Source organism: Variovorax sp. LG9.2, from assembly GCF_035018885.1.
Taxonomy (GTDB): Bacteria; Pseudomonadota; Gammaproteobacteria; order Burkholderiales; family Burkholderiaceae_C; genus Variovorax.
Genome location: NZ_JASJXB010000004.1, coordinates 45,852 through 66,351 on the forward strand (window position 1 = coordinate 45,852; position 20,500 = coordinate 66,351).

The 20,500-nt window shown below is 63.5% G+C and carries 20 protein-coding genes and 1 tRNA gene; 16 read left to right on the forward strand and 5 right to left on the reverse strand.

From position 1 onward, the window contains the following. Positions 1-25: 25 nt before the first annotated feature. From mutY to mutM, 3 genes are all read right to left on the reverse strand, one after another. Positions 26-1,096 carry an A/G-specific adenine glycosylase gene (gene mutY / locus QN413_RS05375; protein WP_416352141.1) on the reverse strand — a complete coding sequence of 357 codons (1,071 nt, stop codon included), beginning with the start codon at positions 1,094-1,096 and terminating at the stop codon, positions 26-28. Further along, on the reverse strand, positions 1,086-3,047 hold the full coding sequence (locus QN413_RS05380) for a dynamin family protein (protein WP_323495609.1): 1,962 nt from the start codon (positions 3,045-3,047) through the stop codon (positions 1,086-1,088). Before QN413_RS05380 ends, mutY begins: the two co-directional genes overlap by 11 nt. Positions 3,048-3,119: 72 nt before the next feature. Next, positions 3,120-3,935, reverse strand: coding sequence for a bifunctional DNA-formamidopyrimidine glycosylase/DNA-(apurinic or apyrimidinic site) lyase (gene mutM / locus QN413_RS05385; RefSeq protein ID WP_323495610.1), 816 nt, complete (start codon positions 3,933-3,935; stop codon positions 3,120-3,122). Positions 3,936-4,031: 96 nt separating this feature from the next. On the opposite strand from mutM, the gene QN413_RS05390 reads away from it, so the two are divergent. The 8 genes from QN413_RS05390 (at position 4,032) to QN413_RS05425 (ending at position 10,509) form a co-directional block, all read left to right on the forward strand. After that, positions 4,032-5,870: a tetratricopeptide repeat protein gene (locus tag QN413_RS05390; RefSeq protein ID WP_323495611.1), complete on the forward strand. Its 1,839-nt coding sequence runs from the start codon at positions 4,032-4,034 to the stop codon at positions 5,868-5,870. Continuing rightward, positions 5,867-6,379 carry a lipoprotein insertase outer membrane protein LolB gene (locus QN413_RS05395; protein ID WP_323495612.1) on the forward strand — a complete coding sequence of 171 codons (513 nt, stop codon included), beginning with the start codon at positions 5,867-5,869 and terminating at the stop codon, positions 6,377-6,379. Before QN413_RS05390 ends, QN413_RS05395 begins: the two co-directional genes overlap by 4 nt. Then, complete coding sequence (gene ispE, locus QN413_RS05400) at positions 6,376-7,248, forward strand: 4-(cytidine 5'-diphospho)-2-C-methyl-D-erythritol kinase (protein ID WP_323495613.1); 873 nt, start codon at positions 6,376-6,378, stop codon at positions 7,246-7,248. Before QN413_RS05395 ends, ispE begins: the two co-directional genes overlap by 4 nt. A 52-nt stretch (positions 7,249-7,300) precedes the next feature. After that, positions 7,301-7,377: transfer RNA gene (locus QN413_RS05405), tRNA-Gln, on the forward strand. A 97-nt stretch (positions 7,378-7,474) separates the two neighbouring features. Next, positions 7,475-8,449: a ribose-phosphate pyrophosphokinase gene (locus QN413_RS05410; RefSeq protein ID WP_187052977.1), complete on the forward strand. Its 975-nt coding sequence runs from the start codon at positions 7,475-7,477 to the stop codon at positions 8,447-8,449. Between the two features lie 114 nt (positions 8,450-8,563). Further along, the gene (locus QN413_RS05415; RefSeq protein WP_187052978.1) at positions 8,564-9,274 is read left to right on the forward strand and encodes a 50S ribosomal protein L25/general stress protein Ctc; all 711 of its coding nucleotides are present in this window, start codon (positions 8,564-8,566) and stop codon (positions 9,272-9,274) included. A gap of 86 nt (positions 9,275-9,360) precedes the next feature. Then, positions 9,361-10,020, forward strand: a complete 660-nt coding sequence (gene pth / locus QN413_RS05420) for an aminoacyl-tRNA hydrolase (protein ID WP_323495615.1) — start codon at positions 9,361-9,363, stop codon at positions 10,018-10,020. A 30-nt stretch (positions 10,021-10,050) separates the two neighbouring features. Beyond that, positions 10,051-10,509, forward strand: a complete 459-nt coding sequence (locus QN413_RS05425; RefSeq protein WP_323495616.1) for a hypothetical protein — start codon at positions 10,051-10,053, stop codon at positions 10,507-10,509. Here the strand turns inward: QN413_RS05425 and QN413_RS05430 are convergent. Beyond that, a complete protein-coding gene (locus QN413_RS05430) occupies positions 10,487-10,771 on the reverse strand; it encodes a YfhL family 4Fe-4S dicluster ferredoxin (protein ID WP_187052981.1) in 285 nt (94 codons plus the stop codon). The two genes, QN413_RS05425 and QN413_RS05430, sit on opposite strands and share 23 nt — an antisense overlap. A 64-nt stretch (positions 10,772-10,835) precedes the next feature. Here QN413_RS05430 and QN413_RS05435 point away from each other — a divergent pair, with 64 nt between their 5' ends. The 7 genes from QN413_RS05435 (at position 10,836) to QN413_RS05465 (ending at position 18,935) form a co-directional block, all read left to right on the forward strand. Next, the gene (locus QN413_RS05435; protein ID WP_323495617.1) at positions 10,836-11,795 is read left to right on the forward strand and encodes an ABC transporter permease; all 960 of its coding nucleotides are present in this window, start codon (positions 10,836-10,838) and stop codon (positions 11,793-11,795) included. Continuing rightward, positions 11,792-12,667 (forward strand): ABC transporter permease, encoded by an 876-nt coding sequence (locus QN413_RS05440; RefSeq protein WP_323495618.1) that lies wholly within the window; start codon positions 11,792-11,794, stop codon positions 12,665-12,667. Before QN413_RS05435 ends, QN413_RS05440 begins: the two co-directional genes overlap by 4 nt. A gap of 42 nt (positions 12,668-12,709) precedes the next feature. After that, positions 12,710-13,720: an ABC transporter ATP-binding protein gene (locus QN413_RS05445; protein ID WP_323495619.1), complete on the forward strand. Its 1,011-nt coding sequence runs from the start codon at positions 12,710-12,712 to the stop codon at positions 13,718-13,720. Between the two features lie 80 nt (positions 13,721-13,800). After that, the gene (locus QN413_RS05450; protein ID WP_323495814.1) at positions 13,801-14,559 is read left to right on the forward strand and encodes an ATP-binding cassette domain-containing protein; all 759 of its coding nucleotides are present in this window, start codon (positions 13,801-13,803) and stop codon (positions 14,557-14,559) included. Positions 14,560-14,645: 86 nt separating this feature from the next. Continuing rightward, complete coding sequence (locus tag QN413_RS05455) at positions 14,646-16,139, forward strand: ABC transporter substrate-binding protein (protein WP_323495620.1); 1,494 nt, start codon at positions 14,646-14,648, stop codon at positions 16,137-16,139. After that, positions 16,136-17,542, forward strand: coding sequence for an amidase (locus tag QN413_RS05460; RefSeq protein ID WP_323495621.1), 1,407 nt, complete (start codon positions 16,136-16,138; stop codon positions 17,540-17,542). Before QN413_RS05455 ends, QN413_RS05460 begins: the two co-directional genes overlap by 4 nt. 31 nt (positions 17,543-17,573) lie before the next feature. Further along, positions 17,574-18,935: a tetratricopeptide repeat protein gene (locus QN413_RS05465; protein ID WP_323495622.1), complete on the forward strand. Its 1,362-nt coding sequence runs from the start codon at positions 17,574-17,576 to the stop codon at positions 18,933-18,935. A 15-nt stretch (positions 18,936-18,950) separates the two neighbouring features. Here QN413_RS05465 and QN413_RS05470 read toward each other — a convergent pair whose 3' ends face one another. After that, complete coding sequence (locus QN413_RS05470) at positions 18,951-19,649, reverse strand: histidine phosphatase family protein (protein WP_323495623.1); 699 nt, start codon at positions 19,647-19,649, stop codon at positions 18,951-18,953. A 124-nt stretch (positions 19,650-19,773) separates the two neighbouring features. Here QN413_RS05470 and QN413_RS05475 point away from each other — a divergent pair, with 124 nt between their 5' ends. Further along, positions 19,774-20,499, forward strand: a complete 726-nt coding sequence (locus QN413_RS05475) for an alpha/beta fold hydrolase (protein WP_323495624.1) — start codon at positions 19,774-19,776, stop codon at positions 20,497-20,499. Position 20,500: the final 1 nt, after the last annotated feature.

The window sequence follows — 20,500 nt, forward strand, 5'->3', positions numbered from 1 at the left end:
TCCGACGGCCCCGGCGTGGGTCCGGTCAACCGCCAGCAACCAGCAATTTGCGCACCGGTGCGGGCAGCCCGAGTTCGGTCCATTCGTGCGCATCGAACCAGCGCCCGTGGTCAGACAAGGCGAGCGCGCCCATCCATTCGACCTTGACCGGATGCAGATGCAGATCCTTGTGCGTCAACACGTGAACGAACGGCACTTCGTCTTGCACCGTATTGCACGACGACGGCAAAGCCTCGAGAAGTGCCGCTCGACTTTCGAAGACCGGCAGCGAATACAGGCCCGCCCAGATGCCGCGCGCCGGTCTCTTCTCGAGCCAGGCGCGTCCCTTCGAATCACGTGCGCGAAGCATCCACAGTGACTCCGAGCTACGTCGAAGTTTGCGCAGCTTGACCGGATAGCGCTCCGGTGCGCCTTCGCGCAACGCAGCGCAGGCATCGCTTACCGGGCATAGCAAACAGGTGGGTTTCCGTGGGAGGCAAATCGTCGCGCCCAAGTCCATCAAGCCTTGCGTGTAACGCGTAATCTCCGCCGGCTCATCGGCGGGCGGAAGCAAGGTCGTCGCATCGTTCCAAAGCGCGCGTTCGTTGGCCGCCACTGACAAGTCGTCGCCAAACGCCAGCATGCGCGTCAGCACACGTTTGACGTTGCCGTCGAGGATGGCCACGCGTTCGCCAAAGCAGAAAGCCGCGATTGCTGCGGCGGTCGATCGGCCGATGCCGGGCAGTGTCTGCAACTGCGCAGCCGTGTGTGGAAACGCGCCGCTGAAACGCTCGACCACTTCTTGCGCACACCGGTGCATGTTGCGCGCGCGGCTGTAGTAGCCGAGGCCGCTCCACAGGCCGAACACCTCGTCCTCGGTCGCTGCAGCGAGCGTTAAGACCGTTGGAAACTTTTCTAAAAAGCGCGGGAAGTAGCCGAGTACCGTGACGACCTGCGTCTGCTGCAGCATGACTTCCGACAGCCAGACTCGATACGGATCGCGCGTGTTCTGCCAAGGTAAGTGGCTACGGCCATGGGTTGCCTGCCAGCCCGCAATGCGCGCGGCAAAGGTCGGCGCCAGCCGCTGGGCGGCCGACGCGGTCGGTTCAGACTGCACTCAGTTCGCTGCGGACTGAAAAAGCGGTGGGTGCTTCGTTACTGGTGAGCATGGAGGTAAGTTCGCGCAGGCGCTTCTGCAGTTCGCCCAGCCCACTCTCTTGCACAGCCAGTTCGGTGAGCCGCTCTTCCAGGCTGCCGGCTGCATGCTGGATGCGCTCGACCGCTTCGATTCGCTTGCCGAAGTTGCGGCGACGTTCTTTCAGTTGCGCATCGAGTTGGGCGCCAGCTCCCTTGCTCCAGCGCTCGACCTCGGTCATTGCCGCTTCGTTGACCACCCGCAGGCGGCTGGCCAGTGCGCGCACGAGTTTGTCGCAGAAGTCGGGCTGCGCCAGTTTGATCAAGTTGCCGACGCCGAGGTACTGCGTGTGGCTGACTTCGATCTGCGTCAGCTGACGTTCGAATCCGACCAAGTCAGGCTCGGCCGGCGCCTGCAATGTGAAGCCGTGCTCTGCGTTCAGCTGTCGAAAGGTCGCATGCAACATGGCCTGAATTTCGGCCGTGGTGGCCTGCACTTCACGCAGGTTGTTGCGCAGCGCATCGAAGGTTTCCGCGTAGATCTTGCGGACGTTGAACTTGATGCCGGGCCGTTTCAACGCCGCGGCAAGCCGGCCCATGTCGGCCTTGAGCGCCGTGCTGCCCAGCACCGCATACACCTCGCGCAGCAGCTTTCCCTGGACCGAGCGCAAAGCAAGAATTCGCGTGTTGCTGCCTTCGAACTCGGTTTGCTCCTGTTCGATGCGCGTGCGCATGTGGCGGATGACCGAGACGTTTTTGCCGCGAAGGCCTTGCAGTTCGAGCGCTTGCTCAGATAGGTCGCGCTGGCGCACGGTCAGGATCCGCGCCGCTTCGGCCCTGAGCGCCGCAATGCCCGAATCGACAGCGAGTCGCAGCATCGTTTCGCGTTTTCCCAGCAAACCTTCGCCCAGCACCGATTCGAGCGCCGGCAAGCGGCTCGCCTGCAACAACGGTGGGTCGCGGCGGATCTTGGCTTGCAGGCCCTTTTGCGCAGATACCGGCAGCACGCGCGCGAGTGGAACGCCCAGCAACTCTGCGGCACCGACGCGCTGGCGTTCGATTTGCGCATCGATCTGTGCGGGCGTGCTCAGCGTGTCCCACATCGTGTCGATTTTGTTCAGCACGACGATGCGCGTCTCGCCGGCGTCGCCTTCGGTAATAAGGTGTTCGCGCCAGATTGCCAAATCGGAGCGCGTCACGCCGGTGTCGGCGCCCAGAATGAAGACGACCGCATGCGCCTGCGGAATCAGGCTGACGGTGAGTTCGGGCTCTGCACCGATCGCATTGAGACCCGGCGTGTCGAGAATAACCAAACCCTGCTCCAGCAAGGGATGCGGCATGTTCAGCAGCGCATGCCGCCAGCGCGGGATTTCGACGCGGCCGCCGGAGTCGCGCACCGGGTTGTCGTCCGGCGTATCGTCGCTCCAGAAGCCCAGCGCCTTGGCTTCGTCAATAGGAACCCAACGCACCTCGGCGACCTTGTTCATCACGCCGCCGAGCTGCTCCGCGTCGTCGACATCGATTGGAATGTCGGTCCAACGCTGGGGCTCGTCGCGCCAATGCGCCAAAGAATAGGCTTCGAGCCGCGTTTCAATGGGCAGCAGGCGCAGGCTCGGCAGCTGGCCGGCCGTGTAGCCGAGTTCCGTCGGGCACATCGTCGTGCGCCCGGCGCTGGCCGGCATAATCCGCCGCCCATAGCCGGCAAAGAATATCGCGTTGATGAGCTCTGATTTGCCGCGCGAGAACTCGGCAACGAAAGCCACCATCACTTTGCTGGTCCGCATCTGCGATTCGAGTTCGCGCAGTCGCTCGGCCACGGCCTGGTCGAGCAACTCGTTCTCGTCTAGCCAACCCGCAAGCCATTTCAGGCGGTGCGCGAAATTGCGTCGCCAAGCGCCATGCTGGTCGAATTGCTGGTTGAAGGAGCGGCTCAATTGGAATATGTAAGTGGGCTTACAAAATATAGCATCCACAGCCCAAGCGGCGGGGTCAATACCCAGACTGTTTTAGTACTTTTGACAGTTGTTGCAGAAAAATGTCGAGCGCTGCCCTTGCTTGATTTGTCGGATTTGCGTTCCGCAAACTCGGCACGGCTCGCCTGCGCGCCCATAAACCGTGGCTTCGAGCTGAAAGTAACCGGATTGCCCATCGATATTCGAAAAGTCACGCAGCGTGCTGCCACCGCGCTGCACCGCCCGCGCCAGGATCTCTCGGATGGCGGCGTGCAGGCGCAAGGCCCGCGGGCGACTGATCCGTGTTGCAGACACCGTCGGCCGGATTTCCGCCATGAACAACGCCTCGGACGCGTAGATATTTCCGACCCCCACCACCACGTTGCCGGCGAGCAGCACTTGCTTGATTGCGGCTTTGCGGCGGCGCAGGCCGGCATGGAAAGTTTCGAAATCGAAGGCATCGCCCAGTGGCTCCATGCCGAGCCCTCCCAGCAACTTGACCGCTAGCGGCGCCCCCTCGTCTTCGACATACACGACGGAACCAAAGCGCCGCGGGTCGTTCATGCGCAACGTGCCCTTGTCGGTCATCAAATCAAAATGATCGTGCGGACCGGCTGGCGGTAGCCCTGATGTGAAGCGCAAGCTGCCGGACATGCCGAGATGCAATAGCAAGAGCCCCCGGTCCATGTCGACCAGAAGATATTTGCCTCGCCGGCGCACCGCCGTAACAGTTCGCCCGACCAAGGCCGCGGGCGCTACCGATAGCGCCCAGCGGAGCGGCTTTCCGACCTGCACGGCCGAAATGCGCGCGCCCGCGATCCGATCGGCAAATCCGAGCCTTGTGACTTCAACTTCGGGTAATTCGGGCATGCAGAGCCAAGCAATCGATAAACACTGACACGAATTCGGGCAGGCTCCTAAGCCCTCGCTCAACGTGACGCAAAAGCCTTGGATTATTATGGTTCGATGACCTTACCGCCCCGCCGACTCCGCCTTGCGGCGGCCGCGCTTCCCATGTTTCTGGCAGTGACCGCCTACGCCCAGCCCGCAACGCCCCCCGCCGCGGCGCCGACCAGTCCGGCGCCGATCATTGAACCTGCCAAATCTCCTGTGACGACGCCTGCGGCAACGGCAGCGCCGCCCGCAGTGGAAGACACCTCGCCCCCCGATCAGTCAGCGCTGACTGCGCAGCTGTTCTATGAAGTGCTGCTCGGCGAACTGACCGCACGCTCAGGCGAGCCAGGCGATGGCTACGCGTTGATGCTCGACGCGGGTCGCAAGACAGGCGACGGCAAGCTCTTTCAACGTGCGGTCGAAATCGCGCTGCAGTCGCGCTCCGGCGATGCAGCGCTCGCTGCGACGCGCGCCTGGAAAGTGGCGGTACCGACGTCTCGCGAAGCTCGTCGCTTCGAACTGCAGATCCTGATCGCGTTGAATCGCATTGGCGAAACCGTGGAGCCGCTGCGAATCGAACTGGCCGCGACGCCGCTGCCCGAACACCCGTTTTTGATGGCGATGATCGCGCGCAACTACGCACGCGCAACCGACAAAAAGGTCGCCGCAGAGGTGGTCGAAAAGGCGCTCGCCGACGACCTTAAAAATCCCGCGACGGCTGGTCTGGCCTGGACCACAGTTGGCCGATTGCGCCAGTTAGCTGGCGATAATTCGGGGGCGCTCGACGCAGCGATCAAAGGCCAGGAGGCCGATCCCTCATCTGATGGCCCGCCTGTGCTGGCGCTGGAGTTGATAGACCCAGCACAGCCCTTGGCCGAGCCCATCGTCAAGCGCTATCTGGCAAGCCCGAAAGCCGTGCTCGAAGTTCGCATGGCTTACGCGCGCGTGCTGACGGAGGGCCGCCGCTATACCGAAGCCACTGCCGAACTGGCGAGCCTCACGTCAGCACGCCCCGACATGCCCGACCCATGGCTGCTGCTCGGCTCGCTTCAGTCGCAAGCGCGGCAAGACTCGGCCGCCGAAACCTCGTTGAAGCGCTACATCGAACTCTCGAACGGCCAGCGCGATGCCGACGAACGCAAGCGCGGTGAAACGCAGGCGTATTTGATGCTGGCGCAGTTGGCGGAGCGCCGCAAGGACTTCACGGGAGCCGAGCGTTGGCTCACGAAGATCGACAGCACCGACGACATGGTGTCTGCGCAAAGCCGCCGCGCCGGGCTACTGGCGCGCCAAGGCAAGCTGGCGCAGGCACGGGAAATCATTCGCGCACTGCCCGAGGGCACCCCCGAGGACAAAAAGCAGAAGTTCATGGCCGAGGTGCAGTTGCTGCGTGACGGCAAGCAGTACCAAGCGGCTTACGACATGCTGGCCAAGGCCAGCGCCGACGAGCCGGAAAACAGCGACCTCATCTACGACCAGGCGATGGTCGCCGAGAAGCTCAACCGCCTTGACGACATGGAGCGCCTGCTGCGTCGGCTGATCGTGCTGAAGCCGGAAAACCAGAACGCCTACAACGCCTTGGGCTACTCGTTTGCGGATCGCAAGGTCCGACTCGATGAGGCGCGCACGCTGATCCAGAAAGCGGTGCAACTCGCACCCGAAGATCCTTTCATTGCCGACAGCCTCGGCTGGGTTGAATTCCGGCTGGGCAACACGGCCGAGGCCACCCGCATCCTTCAAGCGGCCTACAAGCAGCGCCCTGATCCGGAAATTGGCGCCCACTACGGCGAAGTGCTCTGGCATGCAGGCGACAAAGAGCGCGCTGTCTCAATTTGGAAAGAGGCGGCATTGGCGGATGCCGAAAACGAAACCTTGCAGGAAACGCTCAAGCGCCTGCGCGTCAAGTTGTGATCGGTGCCGCGGCCCAGCCGTCGCGTCGATTTGCGCTGACGCTGGGTGGCGTTGCGATGTTGGTGATGTCGGGCTGCGCCACGGTGAAGAATCCGTCGAACGGCTCCGATGCGCAGGCATGGACGGGCCGCATGTCCCTCAGGATCGAAAGTGAACCGGAGCAGACCTTTTCCGCCCTTTTCGAGCTGCGCGGCACTGCCGAAACCGGCGAGCTGACGTTGACCAGCCCGATCGGGAGCACGCTGGCAGCGTTGCGTTGGGCGCCCGGCGAGGCGGTGTTGAACGACGGAAGCCGAACACGCCGGTTCGATTCGGTCGACCAGTTGATCCAGGCTGCCACTGGTGCAGCCATTCCTGTCGGCGCGCTGTTCGGCTGGCTCGTCGGCCAGGATGCGCAGGTGTCCGGCTGGAGGGCCGAACTGGGGGAGTTGGCGCAAGGGCGACTGCAAGCGCGCCGCGAAGCGCCCTTGCCGCGCGCCGATCTGCGCGTCGTTTTCGAACGGGCATGAAGGCGCTCTACGATCTCCCGGCGCCCGCCAAGCTGAACCTGTTTCTCCACATCACGGGGCGACGAGCCGACGGCTATCACCTGCTTCAATCGGTCTTCATGATGATCGACTGGTGCGACACGCTTCACGTTGAATTGCGCAGCGATGGGGGCCTCAGCCGCGAAGACCTCACCACGCAGCTACCCGCCGAGGACCTAATACTGCGCGCGGCGCGTGCCTTGCAGCGATTCGCATCGCCCGGACAGGGTGCGCACATCGGCGTAGCGAAGGATGTCCCTGCGGAGGCCGGCATGGGCGGTGGCTCTTCTGACGCGGCCACCTGTTTGCTGGCACTGAACCGGCTCTGGAAACTGCATTTGCCTTTGGCACGGCTCGAAGAAATCGGGCTGGCGTTGGGCGCAGACGTGCCGTTCTTCTTGCGCGGGCGCAACGCTTGGGTCGAGGGCATCGGTGACCAAATTACTGCGATCGACGTGCCCGCAGCCCGGTTCGCCGTCGCAAAGCCGGCCGAGGGACTCGAAACCCGTCTCATTTTTGAAGCGTCGGACCTGAACCGCGCTACGCCCGCTGCTATAATCTCGGGCTTTGCTGCAGATAGCGCGGCCTCAGGTTCCAACTCCGGTAAATCGGGTTTTGCCTTTGGTCACAACGACCTGCAGCCGGTTGCACAAAGGCTTTGCCCGGCGGTTTCCGATGCCATCGACTGGCTCGGAGCTCAAGGACTTTCGGCCCGAATGACCGGCTCCGGAAGTGCGGTTTTTGCGGCAATGCCGCACGATGTTGAACTGGCAGATGCCCCTGAGGGCTGGCGAGTTCGCAAGTGCAGCAATCTGGCGGTTCATCCTCTTGTCGGGTGGGCCGCTGATTAGTCAGGATTTTCGGTAGGCGTCCGCTCCAAAAGAGCTGGTCGTCCACCCGTGTAGGGGCGTCGCCAAGCTGGTTAAGGCACTGGATTTTGATTCCAGCATTCGAAGGTTCGACTCCTTCCGCCCCTGCCAAACGTTTTGAACTTGCAGCCGTCGGGCTGCAAGACCCTGGACCTAGCGGCTCGACCGGGCCATTTCGCATTGCCGGATGCATTCTGCCGAGACCCTCATGCAGGTTCATCATCCTGATTTCATGGTTTTCACCGGCAACGCCAATCCTGGCCTTGCGGCGGAAATCGCGCAGCACCTCGGCACCACCTTGGGCGCGGCCCGGGTCGGCCGCTTTTCCGATGGTGAAGTCACGGTCGAGATCAATCAGAACGTCCGGGCGCGCGATGTCTTCGTGGTGCAGTCCACCTGCGCACCGACCAACGAGAACCTGATGGAACTGCTGATCATGGTCGACGCGCTCAAGCGTGCTTCGGCCGACCGGATCAGTGCTGTCATTCCCTATTTCGGCTATGCCCGGCAAGACCGTCGCCCGCGCTCGAGTCGCGTGCCCATCTCGGCGAAGGTCGTTGCCAATCTGCTTGAAACCGTCGGTGTCGAGCGTGTGCTCACGATGGACCTTCACGCCGACCAGATTCAAGGCTTCTTCGACATTCCGGTCGACAACATCTACGCGTCACCGGTCTTGCTCGGCGACTTGCGCTTGAAGAACTACGAAGACCTGATCGTCGTGTCCCCTGATGTCGGTGGCGTGGTCCGCGCCCGTGCACTGGCAAAGCAATTGAACACCGATCTGGCCATCATCGACAAGCGTCGCCCGAAGGCGAACGTGAGCGAAGTGATGAACGTCATCGGCGAAATCGATGGCCGCAATTGCGTGATCATGGACGACATGATCGACACCGCCGGCACGCTGGTGAAGGCGGCCGAGGTCTTGAAGGAACGTGGCGCAAAGAGCGTCTATGCGTATTGCACGCACCCGATTTTTTCGGGTCCTGCGATCGAGCGCATCGCCCAGGGCTCGGCACTGGACGAAGTGGTCGTGACCAACACGATTCCCCTTTCCGAAAACGCGCTGGCGTGCGGAAAGATTCGCCAACTCTCCGTGGCACCGCTGATTGCCGAGACGATCCAGCGCATTGCCAAAGGTGAGTCGGTCATGAGTTTGTTCTCGGATCAAGACAACTTGTTCTGAGCAAAAAGCCGGCTTCTCTTTCAGGGAAGCCATTTTGAAACCGGCGCCGCACTGGTCGCGGTCGGCGCTTAAGAAGCGAAACGGCAATTGCGCCATCGCTCCAAGGAGTTAACTATGAAATTCGTCGCTTTTGAGCGCGCCAAGCAGGGCACGGGTGCGAGCCGCCGTCTCCGCATTTCGGGCAAGACGCCCGGTATCGTCTACGGTGGTGAAGGCCAGCCGATGCTGATCGAACTCGATCACAACGCGCTGTGGCATGCCCTGAAGAAAGAAGCTTTCCATTCGACCGTGCTCGAAATGGAAATGGACGGTGCCGCCAGCAAAGTGCTGCTGCGCGACGTGCAGTACCACCCGTTCCGACAGCTGGTGCAACACATCGACTTTCAACGCGTCGACGCCCGCACGCGCCTGACCATGAAGGTGCCGGTTCACTTCAAGAACGAAGCCGAATCCGATGCCGTCAAGCTCGAGCACAACCTCGTCAACCACGTGACGACCGAACTCGAATTGAATTGCCTGCCGACCGACTTGCCTGAGTTCATCGAAGTCGACCTGTCTGGCTTGAAAAAGAACGGCACTGTTACGCTGAAAGACATCAAGCTGCCCCGTGGCGTGAAGTGGGTCAGCCGCGGCAAGCTCAACCCGGTGCTGGCTTCGGCTGTGGCACCTGCGGCTGAAGAAGTCGACGAGCCGGCCGAAGGCGCTGCAGCCGACGCCGCTGCGCCCGCGGCAACTGGCAAGGGCGGCAAGGCACCTGCTGCAAAGACACCCGCTGCCAAGACGCCGGCAGCGAAGACGCCTGCTGCCAAGACCGCAAAGAAGTAATTCTTTCGCGCCTTGTGCCGCAAACGGCCCGCCTCGTGCGGGCCGTTTGCTTTTGTGCAGTGACAACCTCCCCTCATAATTTCCAGATGATCAAGCTCTTCGTCGGCCTCGGCAATCCGGGCCCGGAATACGAAGCCACGCGGCACAACGCGGGCTTTTGGTGGACCGATGCATTGGCGCGTGACCTCAAGGTGTCGCTGGTGCCCGAGCGCAGTTACCACGGCTTCGCGGCACGCGCGCAGGTCAACGGTCAACCGGTCTGGTTGCTCCAGCCACAGACCTTCATGAACCTGTCGGGCAAGTCGGTCGCGGCACTTACTCGCTTCTTCAAGATCGCGCCGGAAGAAATTCTGGTGGCCCACGACGAACTGGATGTGATGCCTGGCGAGGCCAAACTCAAATTCGGCGGCAGCCACGCCGGACACAACGGCCTGCGCGATATCCATGCGCAACTCGGCACTGGCGACTACTGGCGACTTCGCCTCGGCATCGGGCACCCCGGCGTGAAATCCGAGGTGGTGAACTGGGTGCTCAAGAAGCCATTGAAGGAGCAGCGCGAAGCTATCGACGATGCCATCGTGCGCACGCTACACGCGGCGCCGGCGCTGCTGGCCGGGCAGATGGAGAAGGCGACTTTGCTCATCCACACCAGCAAGCCGCCGAGACCCAAACCGCCGCGCCGTGAGCCGGATGGTGGCGGTGGAGGCGCTGGCAGCGAAGGCGGCGCTGCGCCAGCCGCAGCCTGACAAGCGACACGACACAAAGGGAGAACAAAAATGAAAGCAACGAAGTTACCGAAACAACGCATCACCGGTCTGCTCATTGCCGCGGGCCTTTTCGCAATGGCTGCAACGGCTGCAGCGGCTACCGCAGCATCCACTGCGCAGTCGAATGCACAAGGCACCTGGCGCTGCGGCAATACCTACACCGATCAACCCTGCAAGGGCGGCAGCGAGGTGAAGGTCGACGACTCGCGCAGCGAAACAGACCGCCGTGCGGCCGATGCGGCAACGCGACGCGATGAGCGCCGTGCCGACGAACTCGAACACAGCCGGCTCGGTCGAGAGAAAGCGGCAGCAGAAAGCGATCGTCGCGCTACAGCCGATGCGCGCCGCAACGCCATCGCAGAGCGCAAGCTGGCATCTGCCGAAAAGTTGCAACAAGCGCGCCTGCGCAAGCTCGCCACCGAGCCGCGCAAATCAACGCAGACTTTTAAGGGCCAGGCGAAGCCGTAGCACCGACAGTCGCCTTGTCGGCCGTCAGGCGCTCGAACTTCATCCACAGCGTCTCGCGTGTCTCGACGTGCCCAGGGTGGGTCGGTATGCACGCCACCGGACAGATCTGCACGCACTGCGGCTCATCGAAGTGGCCGACGCACTCGGTGCACTTGTTCGGATCGATCTCGTAGATCTCGACACCCATGTAGATGGCGTCGTTCGGGCACTCGGGTTCGCACACATCGCAGTTGATGCATTCGTCGGTGATCATGAGTGCCATGGGGTCAATTATCCGCGCGGCGGCATGGCGCTTGCGTGTGTCGGGTTATGCTGCGCCCCGCCTCATGAGTCTGTTTCTTCTAAAGCGCCTCGCCACACTGATCGGTACGCTGATCGGCGCTTCGGTCATCGTCTTCCTCGTACTAGAGATCCTGCCCGGCAATGCCGCGCAGTTGCTCATGGGCCCCGATGCCGCGCCTGAAGCGGTGGCGACGCTGGCCACCAAGCTCGGCCTCGATCCGCCGGCCTGGACACGCTACTGGCACTGGATCGGCGGCATCCTCACCGGCAATCTCGGCGACAGCTATGCCTACAGCTCACCGGTGCTCGACCTTATTCTCGAACGGCTTGCGCTTACCGTGCCGCTAGCCCTGATGGCGATGGCGCTCACCACCGTGCTCGCGCTGCTGGTCGGCGTGACTGCTGCAGCGCGTCACAACAAGCTCGGCGATGTTGGCCTGATGGGCATGACGCAGATCGGCATCGCGATTCCCAACTTCTGGTTCGCGATCCTTCTGATACTCGTCTTTTCGGTCAACCTCCAGTGGTTCTCGGCCGGCGGCTTCGACGGCTGGGGTGAAGGCATTGGCGGTGTGGCGGCCGGCATCAAGGCCCTTCTGTTGCCCGCGTTGTCGCTCGCAGTCGTGCAGGCGGCCATCCTTGCGCGCATCACGCGATCTGCCGTGCTCGAGGTCATGCGCGAAGACTTCGTCAGGACGGCCCGCGCCAAAGGCGTATCGCAACGCGCCGTGTTGTGGACCCATGTGCTGCGCAACGCCATGATCCCCGTCGTCACCGTCATGGGCATGCAGTTTTCGGAGTTGCTGGCCGGCACCATCGTGGTCGAAAACGTGTTCTACCTGCCCGGCCTCGGCCGCCTCATCTTTCAGGCCATCAGCAACCGCGATTTGATCGTCGTTCGCAACTGCGTGATGTTGCTCGCGGCCATGGTGGTCATCGTCAATTTCGTGGTCGACGTGCTGTACGCGGTCATCGATCCGCGCATCAAGGCCAGCGACATATGAACGCCATCGTCATTCCGAGCGGTGCGGCGCTCACAGTGCCGGGCTTCTGGCGCCGCGCATTGCACCACCGCAGCTTCATGCTCGGCGCTGTGCTCACAGCGCTGCTGCTGCTGGCGGCCGCCGTGTCTCTCGTGTGGACCCCGTGGTCACCGTACGAGATTGACCTCGCCGACAAGCTGAAGCCGCCTTCGGGTGCGCATTGGCTCGGCACCGACACCTATGGCCGCGACGTCGTCTCGCTGTTGCTGGTTGGCGCACGCGCGTCGATCCTGGTCGGCATGATCGCTGTCGGCATCGGCCTCACGGTGGGCACCGCCCTCGGCTTGCTCGCTGCGGCACGGCGCGGCTGGATCGAAGAAGCCGTCATGCGGTTTTCCGACTTCACGCTGGCCTTTCCTGCCATCCTGTCGGCCATCATGATGACGGCGGTGTTCGGCGCCGGCATCGTCAATGCGATCGTCGCGATCGGCATCTACAACATTCCGACCTTTGCGCGAATCACGCGCGCATCGGCCAACGCGATCTGGTCGCGTGAATACATTGCGGCCTCGCGCGCCTGCGGCAAGGGGTCGTTCGCAATCACCATGCAGCACGTGTTGCCCAACATCTCGGCCGTGCTGATCGTGCAGATCAGCATTCGCTTCGCCATCGCGATCCTTGCCGAGGCCGCCCTCTCCTACCTCGGCCTCGGCACGCAGCCGCCGCAACCTTCGTGGGGCCGCATGCTGAGCGAGGCGCAGACCATGATGTTCCAGGCGCCGTTGCTCGCGGTGTTTCCGGGCGTGGCCATCGCGCTGGCGGTGCTTGGGCTCAACTTGCTCGGCGACGGGCTGCGCGACCTGCTCGATCCACGTCTTGCGCGCGCTCGTTGAACACCCCGACGAGCACCCGATGAAGCCCCGCTGAAAAATCCCATGGCACTGCTCGAAGTCAACGATCTCCACATTCAACTGCAAACGCAACGCGGCCCGGCCGAAGCAGTGCGCGGCATCGGCTTTGCACTGGAGCGCGGCGAGACGATGGGCATCGTCGGCGAATCGGGCTGCGGCAAGTCGATTTCCGTGCAGTCGTTAATGGGCTTGCTGCCCTCGACCGCGAAGGTCACCGGCAGCATTCGCTTCGACGGCACCGAACTCGTCGGGCTCGACGAGGCTGCCATGTGCGAGATTCGCGGCAACCGCATCGGCATGATTTTTCAGGAGCCGATGACGGCACTGAACCCGGTGCACACCATCGCGCGGCAAGTGGGCGAGCCGTTGCGATTGCATCGCCGGTTGTCGGGTGCAGCGGCACGCAAGGAAGTGCTGGCACTGCTCGACCGCGTCGGCATCCCCGATGCAGCGTCACGGCTCGACGCCTATCCGCACCAGTTCTCCGGCGGACAACGGCAGCGCATCGGCATTGCGATGGCGCTGGCCTGCGGTCCCGATCTGCTGATCGCCGATGAGCCGACCACCGCGCTCGACGTCACCATTCAAAAGCAGATCCTCGACCTGATCCAGAGCCTGGTCGCGGAACGCGGCATGGCGCTGATCTTGATCTCGCACGACCTTGGCGTCATCGCGCAGAGCGTCTCGAAGATGATGGTCATGTACGGCGGCAGCATCGTCGAAAGCGGTGCGACTTCGGTCGTCTTCGCTGAACGTGCGCATCCGTACACACAAGGTCTGTTCGCAGCACGGCCTGCCCTCGGCGCACCGCGCGGCGTGCGGCTGGCGACTATCAAAGGCAGCGTGCCCGAGCTGGTCGACATGCCGCCAGGCTGCCCCTTCGCGGGGCGCTGTGCATACACCATCGATGCCTGCGTTTCGACGCGACCACCGCCTGTCGCATTGCCGAGTGGCGACGTAGTGCGTTGCATACGACTCGGCGATCTCACGCCCCTGCCACCTTCAAGCCCGATGGCTTTGGAGGCAGTGTCGTGAGCGCATCCGTGAGCACCTCTGCAACCAGTTCCATCGCACCCAAGCTGCTCGAAGTCACCGACCTGGTGCGCCACTACGCCATGCCGCGTGAGTCGTTGTTCGCTGCGCCCAAACTGGTGAAGGCGCTCAATGGCGTGAGCTTCTCGATCGAACAAGGCCGCAGCCTCGGCATCGTCGGCGAGTCGGGCTCTGGCAAGTCGACCATCGCGCGATTGGTGATGGCGCTCGACAAGCCGACTTCTGGCCGTGTCGAATTGCTGGGTCGCGATTTGCACACCTTGCCGCGTGCCGATTTGCGGACTGCGCGACGCGACATCCAGATGGTGTTTCAAGACCCGTACGGCTCGCTCGACCCACGTCAAACGGTCGCGCGCATCGTTGCCGAGCCGCTTGAGGCGCTGGCCGAAACGACGCGCGCCGAGCAGCGTGAACGCGCTAGTGAATCGCTTGCCGCGGTGGGTCTGCGCTCGACCGACATGAACAAGTATCCGCACGAATTTTCGGGCGGCCAACGGCAACGCATCGCGATCGCCCGTGCGCTCATCACGCGACCCAAACTCATCGTGGCCGACGAACCGGTGAGTGCACTAGACGTGTCGGTGCAGGCCCAAGTGCTCAACTTGATGAACGACCTGCAGCAGCAGTTCGGCATCAGCTATCTCCTCATCAGCCACGACCTCGCAGTCGTCAACCATCTGTGCGACGACGTGTGCGTGCTGCACCGTGGCGTCATCGTGGAACGCGGTGCGCCGCAGCAGCTGTTCGCGCACGCGCAACACCCCTACACGCAGGCGTTGCTGGCGGCCGTCCCCCGGGCGGAACCGGTGATGCCCGCATAAGCAAATGCTTGCCGGCCCACAGGCTGATCGCGCATGATGTAACTTTGTTTTTCCTTGATTTCATCAGTCCTTCTGGAGCCCCGACCATGCTGAACAGACGCACCGTCCTCACCTCATCTGCCGCGGCCGCACTGGCCTCGACCTTGCCAACGCTTGCCTTGTCGCAAGGCCGCAAGGATTCGATTGTGATCGGCATGGCGCTCGAACCGCCGGGGCTCGATCCGACCGTAGGCGCCGCCGCAGCCATTGCCGAGATCGTTCAATACAACGTGCTCGAAACGCTGACCAAGATCAACGCCGACGGCAGCGTGACGCCGATGCTGGCCGAAAGCTGGGAGGTTTCGCCCGACCTGAAGACGTACACCTTCAAGTTGCGCCGCGGCGTCAAATTCCAGAACGGCGAACCGTTCAACGCGACGACAGTCAAGTTCGCCTTCGACCGCGCCGGCGGTGAGAAGAGCACCAACAAGGACAAGCGGACGTTCGCCAACCTGAGCACGCAAGTGATCGACGACGCCACCGTGGTCGTGATCAACAAGGAGATCGATCCCGACCTGCCCTTCGTGCTGGGGCAAGCGACGGCCGTGATCGTCGAGCCCAAGAGCGCCGACACCAACGCGACCAAACCGATCGGCACCGGCCCCTACAAACTGGAGAGCTGGGCCAAGGGCTCGTCGCTCGTTCTGACCAAGTGGGAAGGCTTTCGCAGTCCCGGCAACGCCAAGATCAACAAGGTCACGTTCCGCTTCATCGCCGACACCGCCGCGCAGGCGGCGTCGCTGCTGGCCGGCGACGTCGATGCTTTCCCGCGCGCCGGCACACGCATCGTTCCGCAGTTCAAGAGCAACCCGCAATTCCAGGTGATCCTCGGCGGCTCGCGCGCCAAGACCATCGTCGCCATCAACAACAAGAAGAAGCCGCTGGACGACGTGCGCGTGCGCCGCGCCATCCTGGCTGCGCTCGACCGCAAAGCCTTTATCGAAGGCGCCGCCGATGGCTTTGGCGTGCCGATCGGAAGCCACTACGTGCCGGGCGCGGCGGGCTACATCGACACCACTGGCATCAACCCGTTCGACATCGAAAAGGCCAAGAAACTGCTGGCCGAAGCCGGCGTCAAGACGCCGCTCGAACTGACGATGACCTTGCCGCCACCGCCCTATGCGCGGCAGGGCGGAGAAGTGGTCGTGGCTCAGCTCGCCAAGATCGGTATCGTCGTCAAGGTGCAGAACGTCGAGTGGGCGCAGTGGCTCAGCAACACCTACGGCGGCCCGCACAACTACGACCTGTCGATCATTTCGCACGTCGAACCGTTCGACATCGGCAACTACGCCAAGCCGGACTATTACTGGGGCTACCAGTCGAAGGCTTTCGACACGCTGTTCGACAAGATCAAGAGCACCGGCAACGCGGCCGAGCGCCTCAAGCTTCTGGGCGAAGCGCAAAAGATGCTGGCGACCGATGCCGCCAACGGCTTCATGTACCAGCCGCAGTTCCCCACCATCGCCAAGAAGGGCGTGAAGGGACTGTGGAAAGAAATGCCGATTTCCGTCAACGATCTGTCGGCACTGAGCTGGTCGTGAGCCAGGCACTCAACGAACTGACTGCGCGCGAGCTGGTCGACGCCTATCGCGATCGCGCGCTTTCGCCGGTCGAGGTGACGCAGGCGGTGCTCGCGCACGTCGAGCGTTGGGAGCCGCACCTGCAGGCGACGTACCTGCTGCGTCCCGAGTCCGCGCTCGAGCAGGCGCGTGCATCGGAAACGCGCTGGCGCAACGGTTCACCGCTCGGCCCGCTCGACGGTGTGCCGACCACGATCAAGGAAAACATCGCGACGCGCGGTGATCCGCTGCCGGCCGGCACGGCGGCTGTCGAGCTGCGCCCCGCCCCCGCAGACGCGCCTCCCTCGGCCCGCCTGAAAGAAAGCGGCGCAGTCATCGTCTCGAAAACGACGATGCCCGACTACGGCATGTTGTCGTCGGGCCTGTCGAGCTTTCATACGCTGGCGCGCAACCCATGGGACTTGAGCAAGACGCCGGGCGGCTCAAGCGCCGGCGCAGGTGCTGCCGCAGCCGCTGGCTACGGACCGCTTCACGTTGGCACCGACATCGGCGGATCGTTGCGCCTGCCGGCCGGCTGGTGCGGCATCTTCACGCTCAAGCCGAGTCTGGGCCGTATTCCGATCGACCCGCCGTACATGGGTCGCTCGGCCGGTCCCATGACGCGCACCGTGGGCGATGCGGCGTTGATGATGGAAGTGCTGGCACTGCCCGATGCACGCGACAGCATGAGCTTGCCGGCGCAAGACATTGCATGGTCTTCCAGCGAAGTCGCTGTCGACTACTTGAAGGGACTGCGCATCGGCCTGCTGCTCGATGCCGGCTGCGGCCTGGCGGTCGAGCCCGAGATCAAGGCGGCCATCGAAAATGCAGCACGTCTCTTCGAACAAGCCGGCGCCATCGTCGAGCCGATGCAGCCCTTCATGTCGCAGGCCATGCTCGACGGTATGGATCACCTGTGGCGCATGCGCTCGCTTGTGGACATGAAGACGCTGCCGCCTGAGCGACACGCCAAGGTGCTGCCGTACATTCTCCAGTGGGCCGAGAGCGCCGCCGGGTTCAGCGGCGAACATGTGTTCCGTGCCCTCAGTCAGTTCCATGCGACCCGCGTGGCAACGGTCGATGCCTGTGCGAAGTACGACTACGTGATCTCGCCCGTTTCGCCCAACATGCCGGCCCCTGCCGACCATGCATCGCCGACCAACGATCCGTTGCGGCCGCTGGAGCACATCGGCTTCACGGTGCCGTACAACATGTCGGAGCAGCCGGCGTCATCGATCAACTGCGGCTACAGCGCGGCGGGTTTGCCCATCGGGCTGCAGATCGCCGGACAACGCTTCGACGACCTGGGCGTACTCAAGGTGTCGCGCGCTTTCGAGCTGATTCGCGAGCCGCAACGCGCATGGCCGCAACCGCCTAAAAACTGAGAACCCGGTCGATTCCGCGACTCGCACGCACATGCTCACGACAGACAGTCTCGGCAACCCGTTGACCCTCGACGACGAGGCCAGCCGGGCCTCGGTCGACGACTTCGTCATGGGCTTCATCTCGACCGAAGGCCGGGCCGTCAACTTGCTGGCCGTCGCCAACGCCGACCTGAGCCCGATCGTGCAGGCGTATGCGGCGACGCTGCATCTGTTCGCGGAGTCGCGCGATGCGGTCGCCAACGCGACGCCGTACCTCGACCGGGCGAAGGCGGGTGCGATCGACAATGCACGCGCCACACCGCGCGAGCGCCGCTACATCGCAGCCGTCGAAGCATGGGCTGCCGGCGACATCGCACGCGCCATCGCGCTGCACACCGAGCAGGCGCGCGAGCATCCACGCGACCTCGTGTCGCTCAAGCTCGGCCAATACCACTGCTTCAACACCGGCGACGGCCCCGGCATGCTGCGGCTGGCACTGGCTGCCCTGCCCGTTGCGGCCGATATTCCGTACATGCACGGCATGGCCGCTTTCGGCTACGAGCAGTGCCACCTGATGCGGGAGGCCGAGGCGAGTGCCCGCCGAGCCATCGCCATGTGCCGCAAGGAGCCATGGGCACATCACGCGCTGGGGCACGTCATGCTGACCGAGGGCCGGCTCACCGAAGGGCTGGCGTTCATGCAGGACGTGAGCGACACCTGGACTGGTCTCAACTCGTTCATGGTGACGCACAACTGGTGGCACGTGGCGCTGTTCCTCATCGATCTCGGCCGTGATGCCGAGGCACTGGATATCTACGACCGGCAAGTGTGGGGCGTAGCCAAGGACTACTCGCAGGACCAGATCGGTGCGGTGTCCCTGCTGGCCCGCTTCGAACTCGCGGGCATCGACGTCGGCCATCGGTGGAACGATGTGGCCGGCTACCTGCCGCGCCGGCTCGACGACCACGTGCTGCCGTTTCTGGACCTGCAATACCTTTACGGCCTGGCACGCGCCGATCGCCCCGAAGCCGACACGCTGCTGCGCAACATCGAAGCCTTTGCACCGCACGCGCCGGCGTCGACGCGCTCAGCCTGGCAACGCGTGTGCGTGCCGGCCGCCATGGGCTTGATGGCGCACGCACGCGGCGACTTCGTGACGGCCATCGAAGCACTCGGCCAGGCTTTGCCGCGACTGATCGAGATCGGCGGCAGCCATGCGCAGCGCGATCTGTTCGAACAGGTTTATCTCGACGCACTGGTGTGTTGCGGCACCGAGGCCACGCTGACAGGTGCGCAAGGCGTGCTGCAACAGCAGCTCAATGGACAACCCGAATCGCTCCGGTTGCGCCGGCAGACAGCGGCGGTGTACGTGCGCCTCGGCCTGGACACGATGGTCACTGCACCGGACAGCTAGCGAGTCCTGGTGCTGCTAGCGCTTGGGCAGGTGCCGCGTCTGGTCGTATGTCGGCTGCGCCGGCAGATCGTCGAGGTGACGCGTGTCGGCCCAGTCGAGAATCTCGATGCTTGTCGGCACCGCCGCATCGGCGATGCGAACACGATTGAACCCGGCATTCGGAATGTCGCTGCGACGCGGTCCGCCCAGGCCCAGGCCATTGGCGGTGCGCCACACCATGTCGAGCACGCCGCCGTGCGTCACGACCAGCACGCGCTGGCCCGCATGGAGCGCCGCGATGTCACCGAGCGCGCCCATGATGCGCGCATGAAAATCGCGCGCATTCTCGCCTTCGGGCATCGCGTGGTCCTCGCGAAACTCCAGCCACTGCTCCCATGCACGCGGATGCAGGTTCTGAATTTCATCGGCACGCATGCCCTCGACAAGGCCGAAGTTCTGCTCCCGCAGCGAGACACGCGTCACGACGGACAGGCTAAGTTGCTGAGCGGCCGGCGCAGCCGTTTGCTGCGCTCGCATGAGGTCGCTGCTGAGCAGATGCTGCACCGTCTCGCCTGCCAGTCGCAGGCCGAGACGACGCGCCTGCTCGTGCCCCATGTCGTTCAACGGCACGTCGATATGACCCTGGAATCGCAACTCGCGATTCCAGTCGGTCTCGCCGTGGCGGATGAGGATGATTTCGGTGGCGGAAGGAGATGCGGTGATGGGCGTTGGCATGAAGGTCTATTTTCCCTTGCAACTGCGACGACCGTGTTGCGCCTCTCCGAGGACTTCGACGACTTTCATCGGCATGCTCTATCGACCGCCAATGGCACGCCGCCGCTTCACCGAAAATCGTCTGATGACCTCGCTCACTCGCCCCGTTCGCCTTGTTCTTCTTCCCGGTCTTGCCTGCGATGCGCGCTTGTGGCGCGATCAACTTCCCGCGTTGCCGGCGGCGCTCGAAACAAAGGTCAGCGATGCAGCGACGCGATACGGCACCATCCCCTCGATGGCCGCCGCAGTGCTCCGCGAGAACGCCGGCCTGCTCATTTTGTGCGGTGCCTCGATGGGCGGAATGATCGCCATGGAAGCCGCGCGACAAGCGCCCGAGCGCGTCGTCGGGCTGGCATTGCTCGGCACCAACGCACAACCTGAAGGCGCTGAAACCTATGCATTGCGCGAAGCGGCCATCGAACTGTTCGAGCGCGGCGACGTGCGCGACGTGATCGAGCCGAACATCGTGTTCGCTTTTCATCGGGCACAGGCGACCGACCGCGAACTCACGCAGCGGTACCTGCAAATCGTGCTGGACGCGGGCGCCGTGCAACTCATCCGCCAGAACCGCGCCGTGATGCAGCGGCCCGATGCGCGCACGCACCTTCCTTCGTTGCGCTGCCCGGTGCTGGTGATGTGCGGTGACAGCGACACCTTGACGCCGCCTGCCTGCTCACGCGAAATCGCCGCGTTGGTGCCGCAAGCAGAGGTGGTTTGGGTGCCGCAATGCGGCCACATGCTGACGATGGAAAAGCCGGCGCTGGTCAACGCCGCCCTGGTCGACTGGCTCGAACGCGTCAGCGCAGCCTGAA

Coding starts and splice junctions, on each gene's coding strand:
- QN413_RS05440 (WP_323495618.1), top strand. CDS start 11,792: ATGAACGCCATCGTCATTCCGAGCGGTGCGGCGCTCACAGTGCCGGGC.
- QN413_RS05455 (WP_323495620.1), top strand. CDS start 14,646: ATGCTGAACAGACGCACCGTCCTCACCTCATCTGCCGCGGCCGCACTG.
- QN413_RS05415 (WP_187052978.1), top strand. CDS start 8,564: ATGAAATTCGTCGCTTTTGAGCGCGCCAAGCAGGGCACGGGTGCGAGC.
- QN413_RS05475 (WP_323495624.1), top strand. CDS start 19,774: ATGACCTCGCTCACTCGCCCCGTTCGCCTTGTTCTTCTTCCCGGTCTT.
- QN413_RS05435 (WP_323495617.1), top strand. CDS start 10,836: ATGAGTCTGTTTCTTCTAAAGCGCCTCGCCACACTGATCGGTACGCTG.
- QN413_RS05445 (WP_323495619.1), top strand. CDS start 12,710: ATGGCACTGCTCGAAGTCAACGATCTCCACATTCAACTGCAAACGCAA.
- QN413_RS05425 (WP_323495616.1), top strand. CDS start 10,051: ATGAAAGCAACGAAGTTACCGAAACAACGCATCACCGGTCTGCTCATT.
- QN413_RS05430 (WP_187052981.1), bottom strand. CDS start 10,771: ATGGCACTCATGATCACCGACGAATGCATCAACTGCGATGTGTGCGAA.
- QN413_RS05390 (WP_323495611.1), top strand. CDS start 4,032: ATGACCTTACCGCCCCGCCGACTCCGCCTTGCGGCGGCCGCGCTTCCC.
- QN413_RS05465 (WP_323495622.1), top strand. CDS start 17,574: ATGCTCACGACAGACAGTCTCGGCAACCCGTTGACCCTCGACGACGAG.
- QN413_RS05410 (WP_187052977.1), top strand. CDS start 7,475: ATGCAGGTTCATCATCCTGATTTCATGGTTTTCACCGGCAACGCCAAT.
- pth (WP_323495615.1), top strand. CDS start 9,361: ATGATCAAGCTCTTCGTCGGCCTCGGCAATCCGGGCCCGGAATACGAA.
- mutM (WP_323495610.1), bottom strand. CDS start 3,935: ATGCCCGAATTACCCGAAGTTGAAGTCACAAGGCTCGGATTTGCCGAT.
- ispE (WP_323495613.1), top strand. CDS start 6,376: ATGAAGGCGCTCTACGATCTCCCGGCGCCCGCCAAGCTGAACCTGTTT.
- QN413_RS05450 (WP_323495814.1), top strand. CDS start 13,801: ATGCCGCGTGAGTCGTTGTTCGCTGCGCCCAAACTGGTGAAGGCGCTC.
- QN413_RS05470 (WP_323495623.1), bottom strand. CDS start 19,649: ATGCCAACGCCCATCACCGCATCTCCTTCCGCCACCGAAATCATCCTC.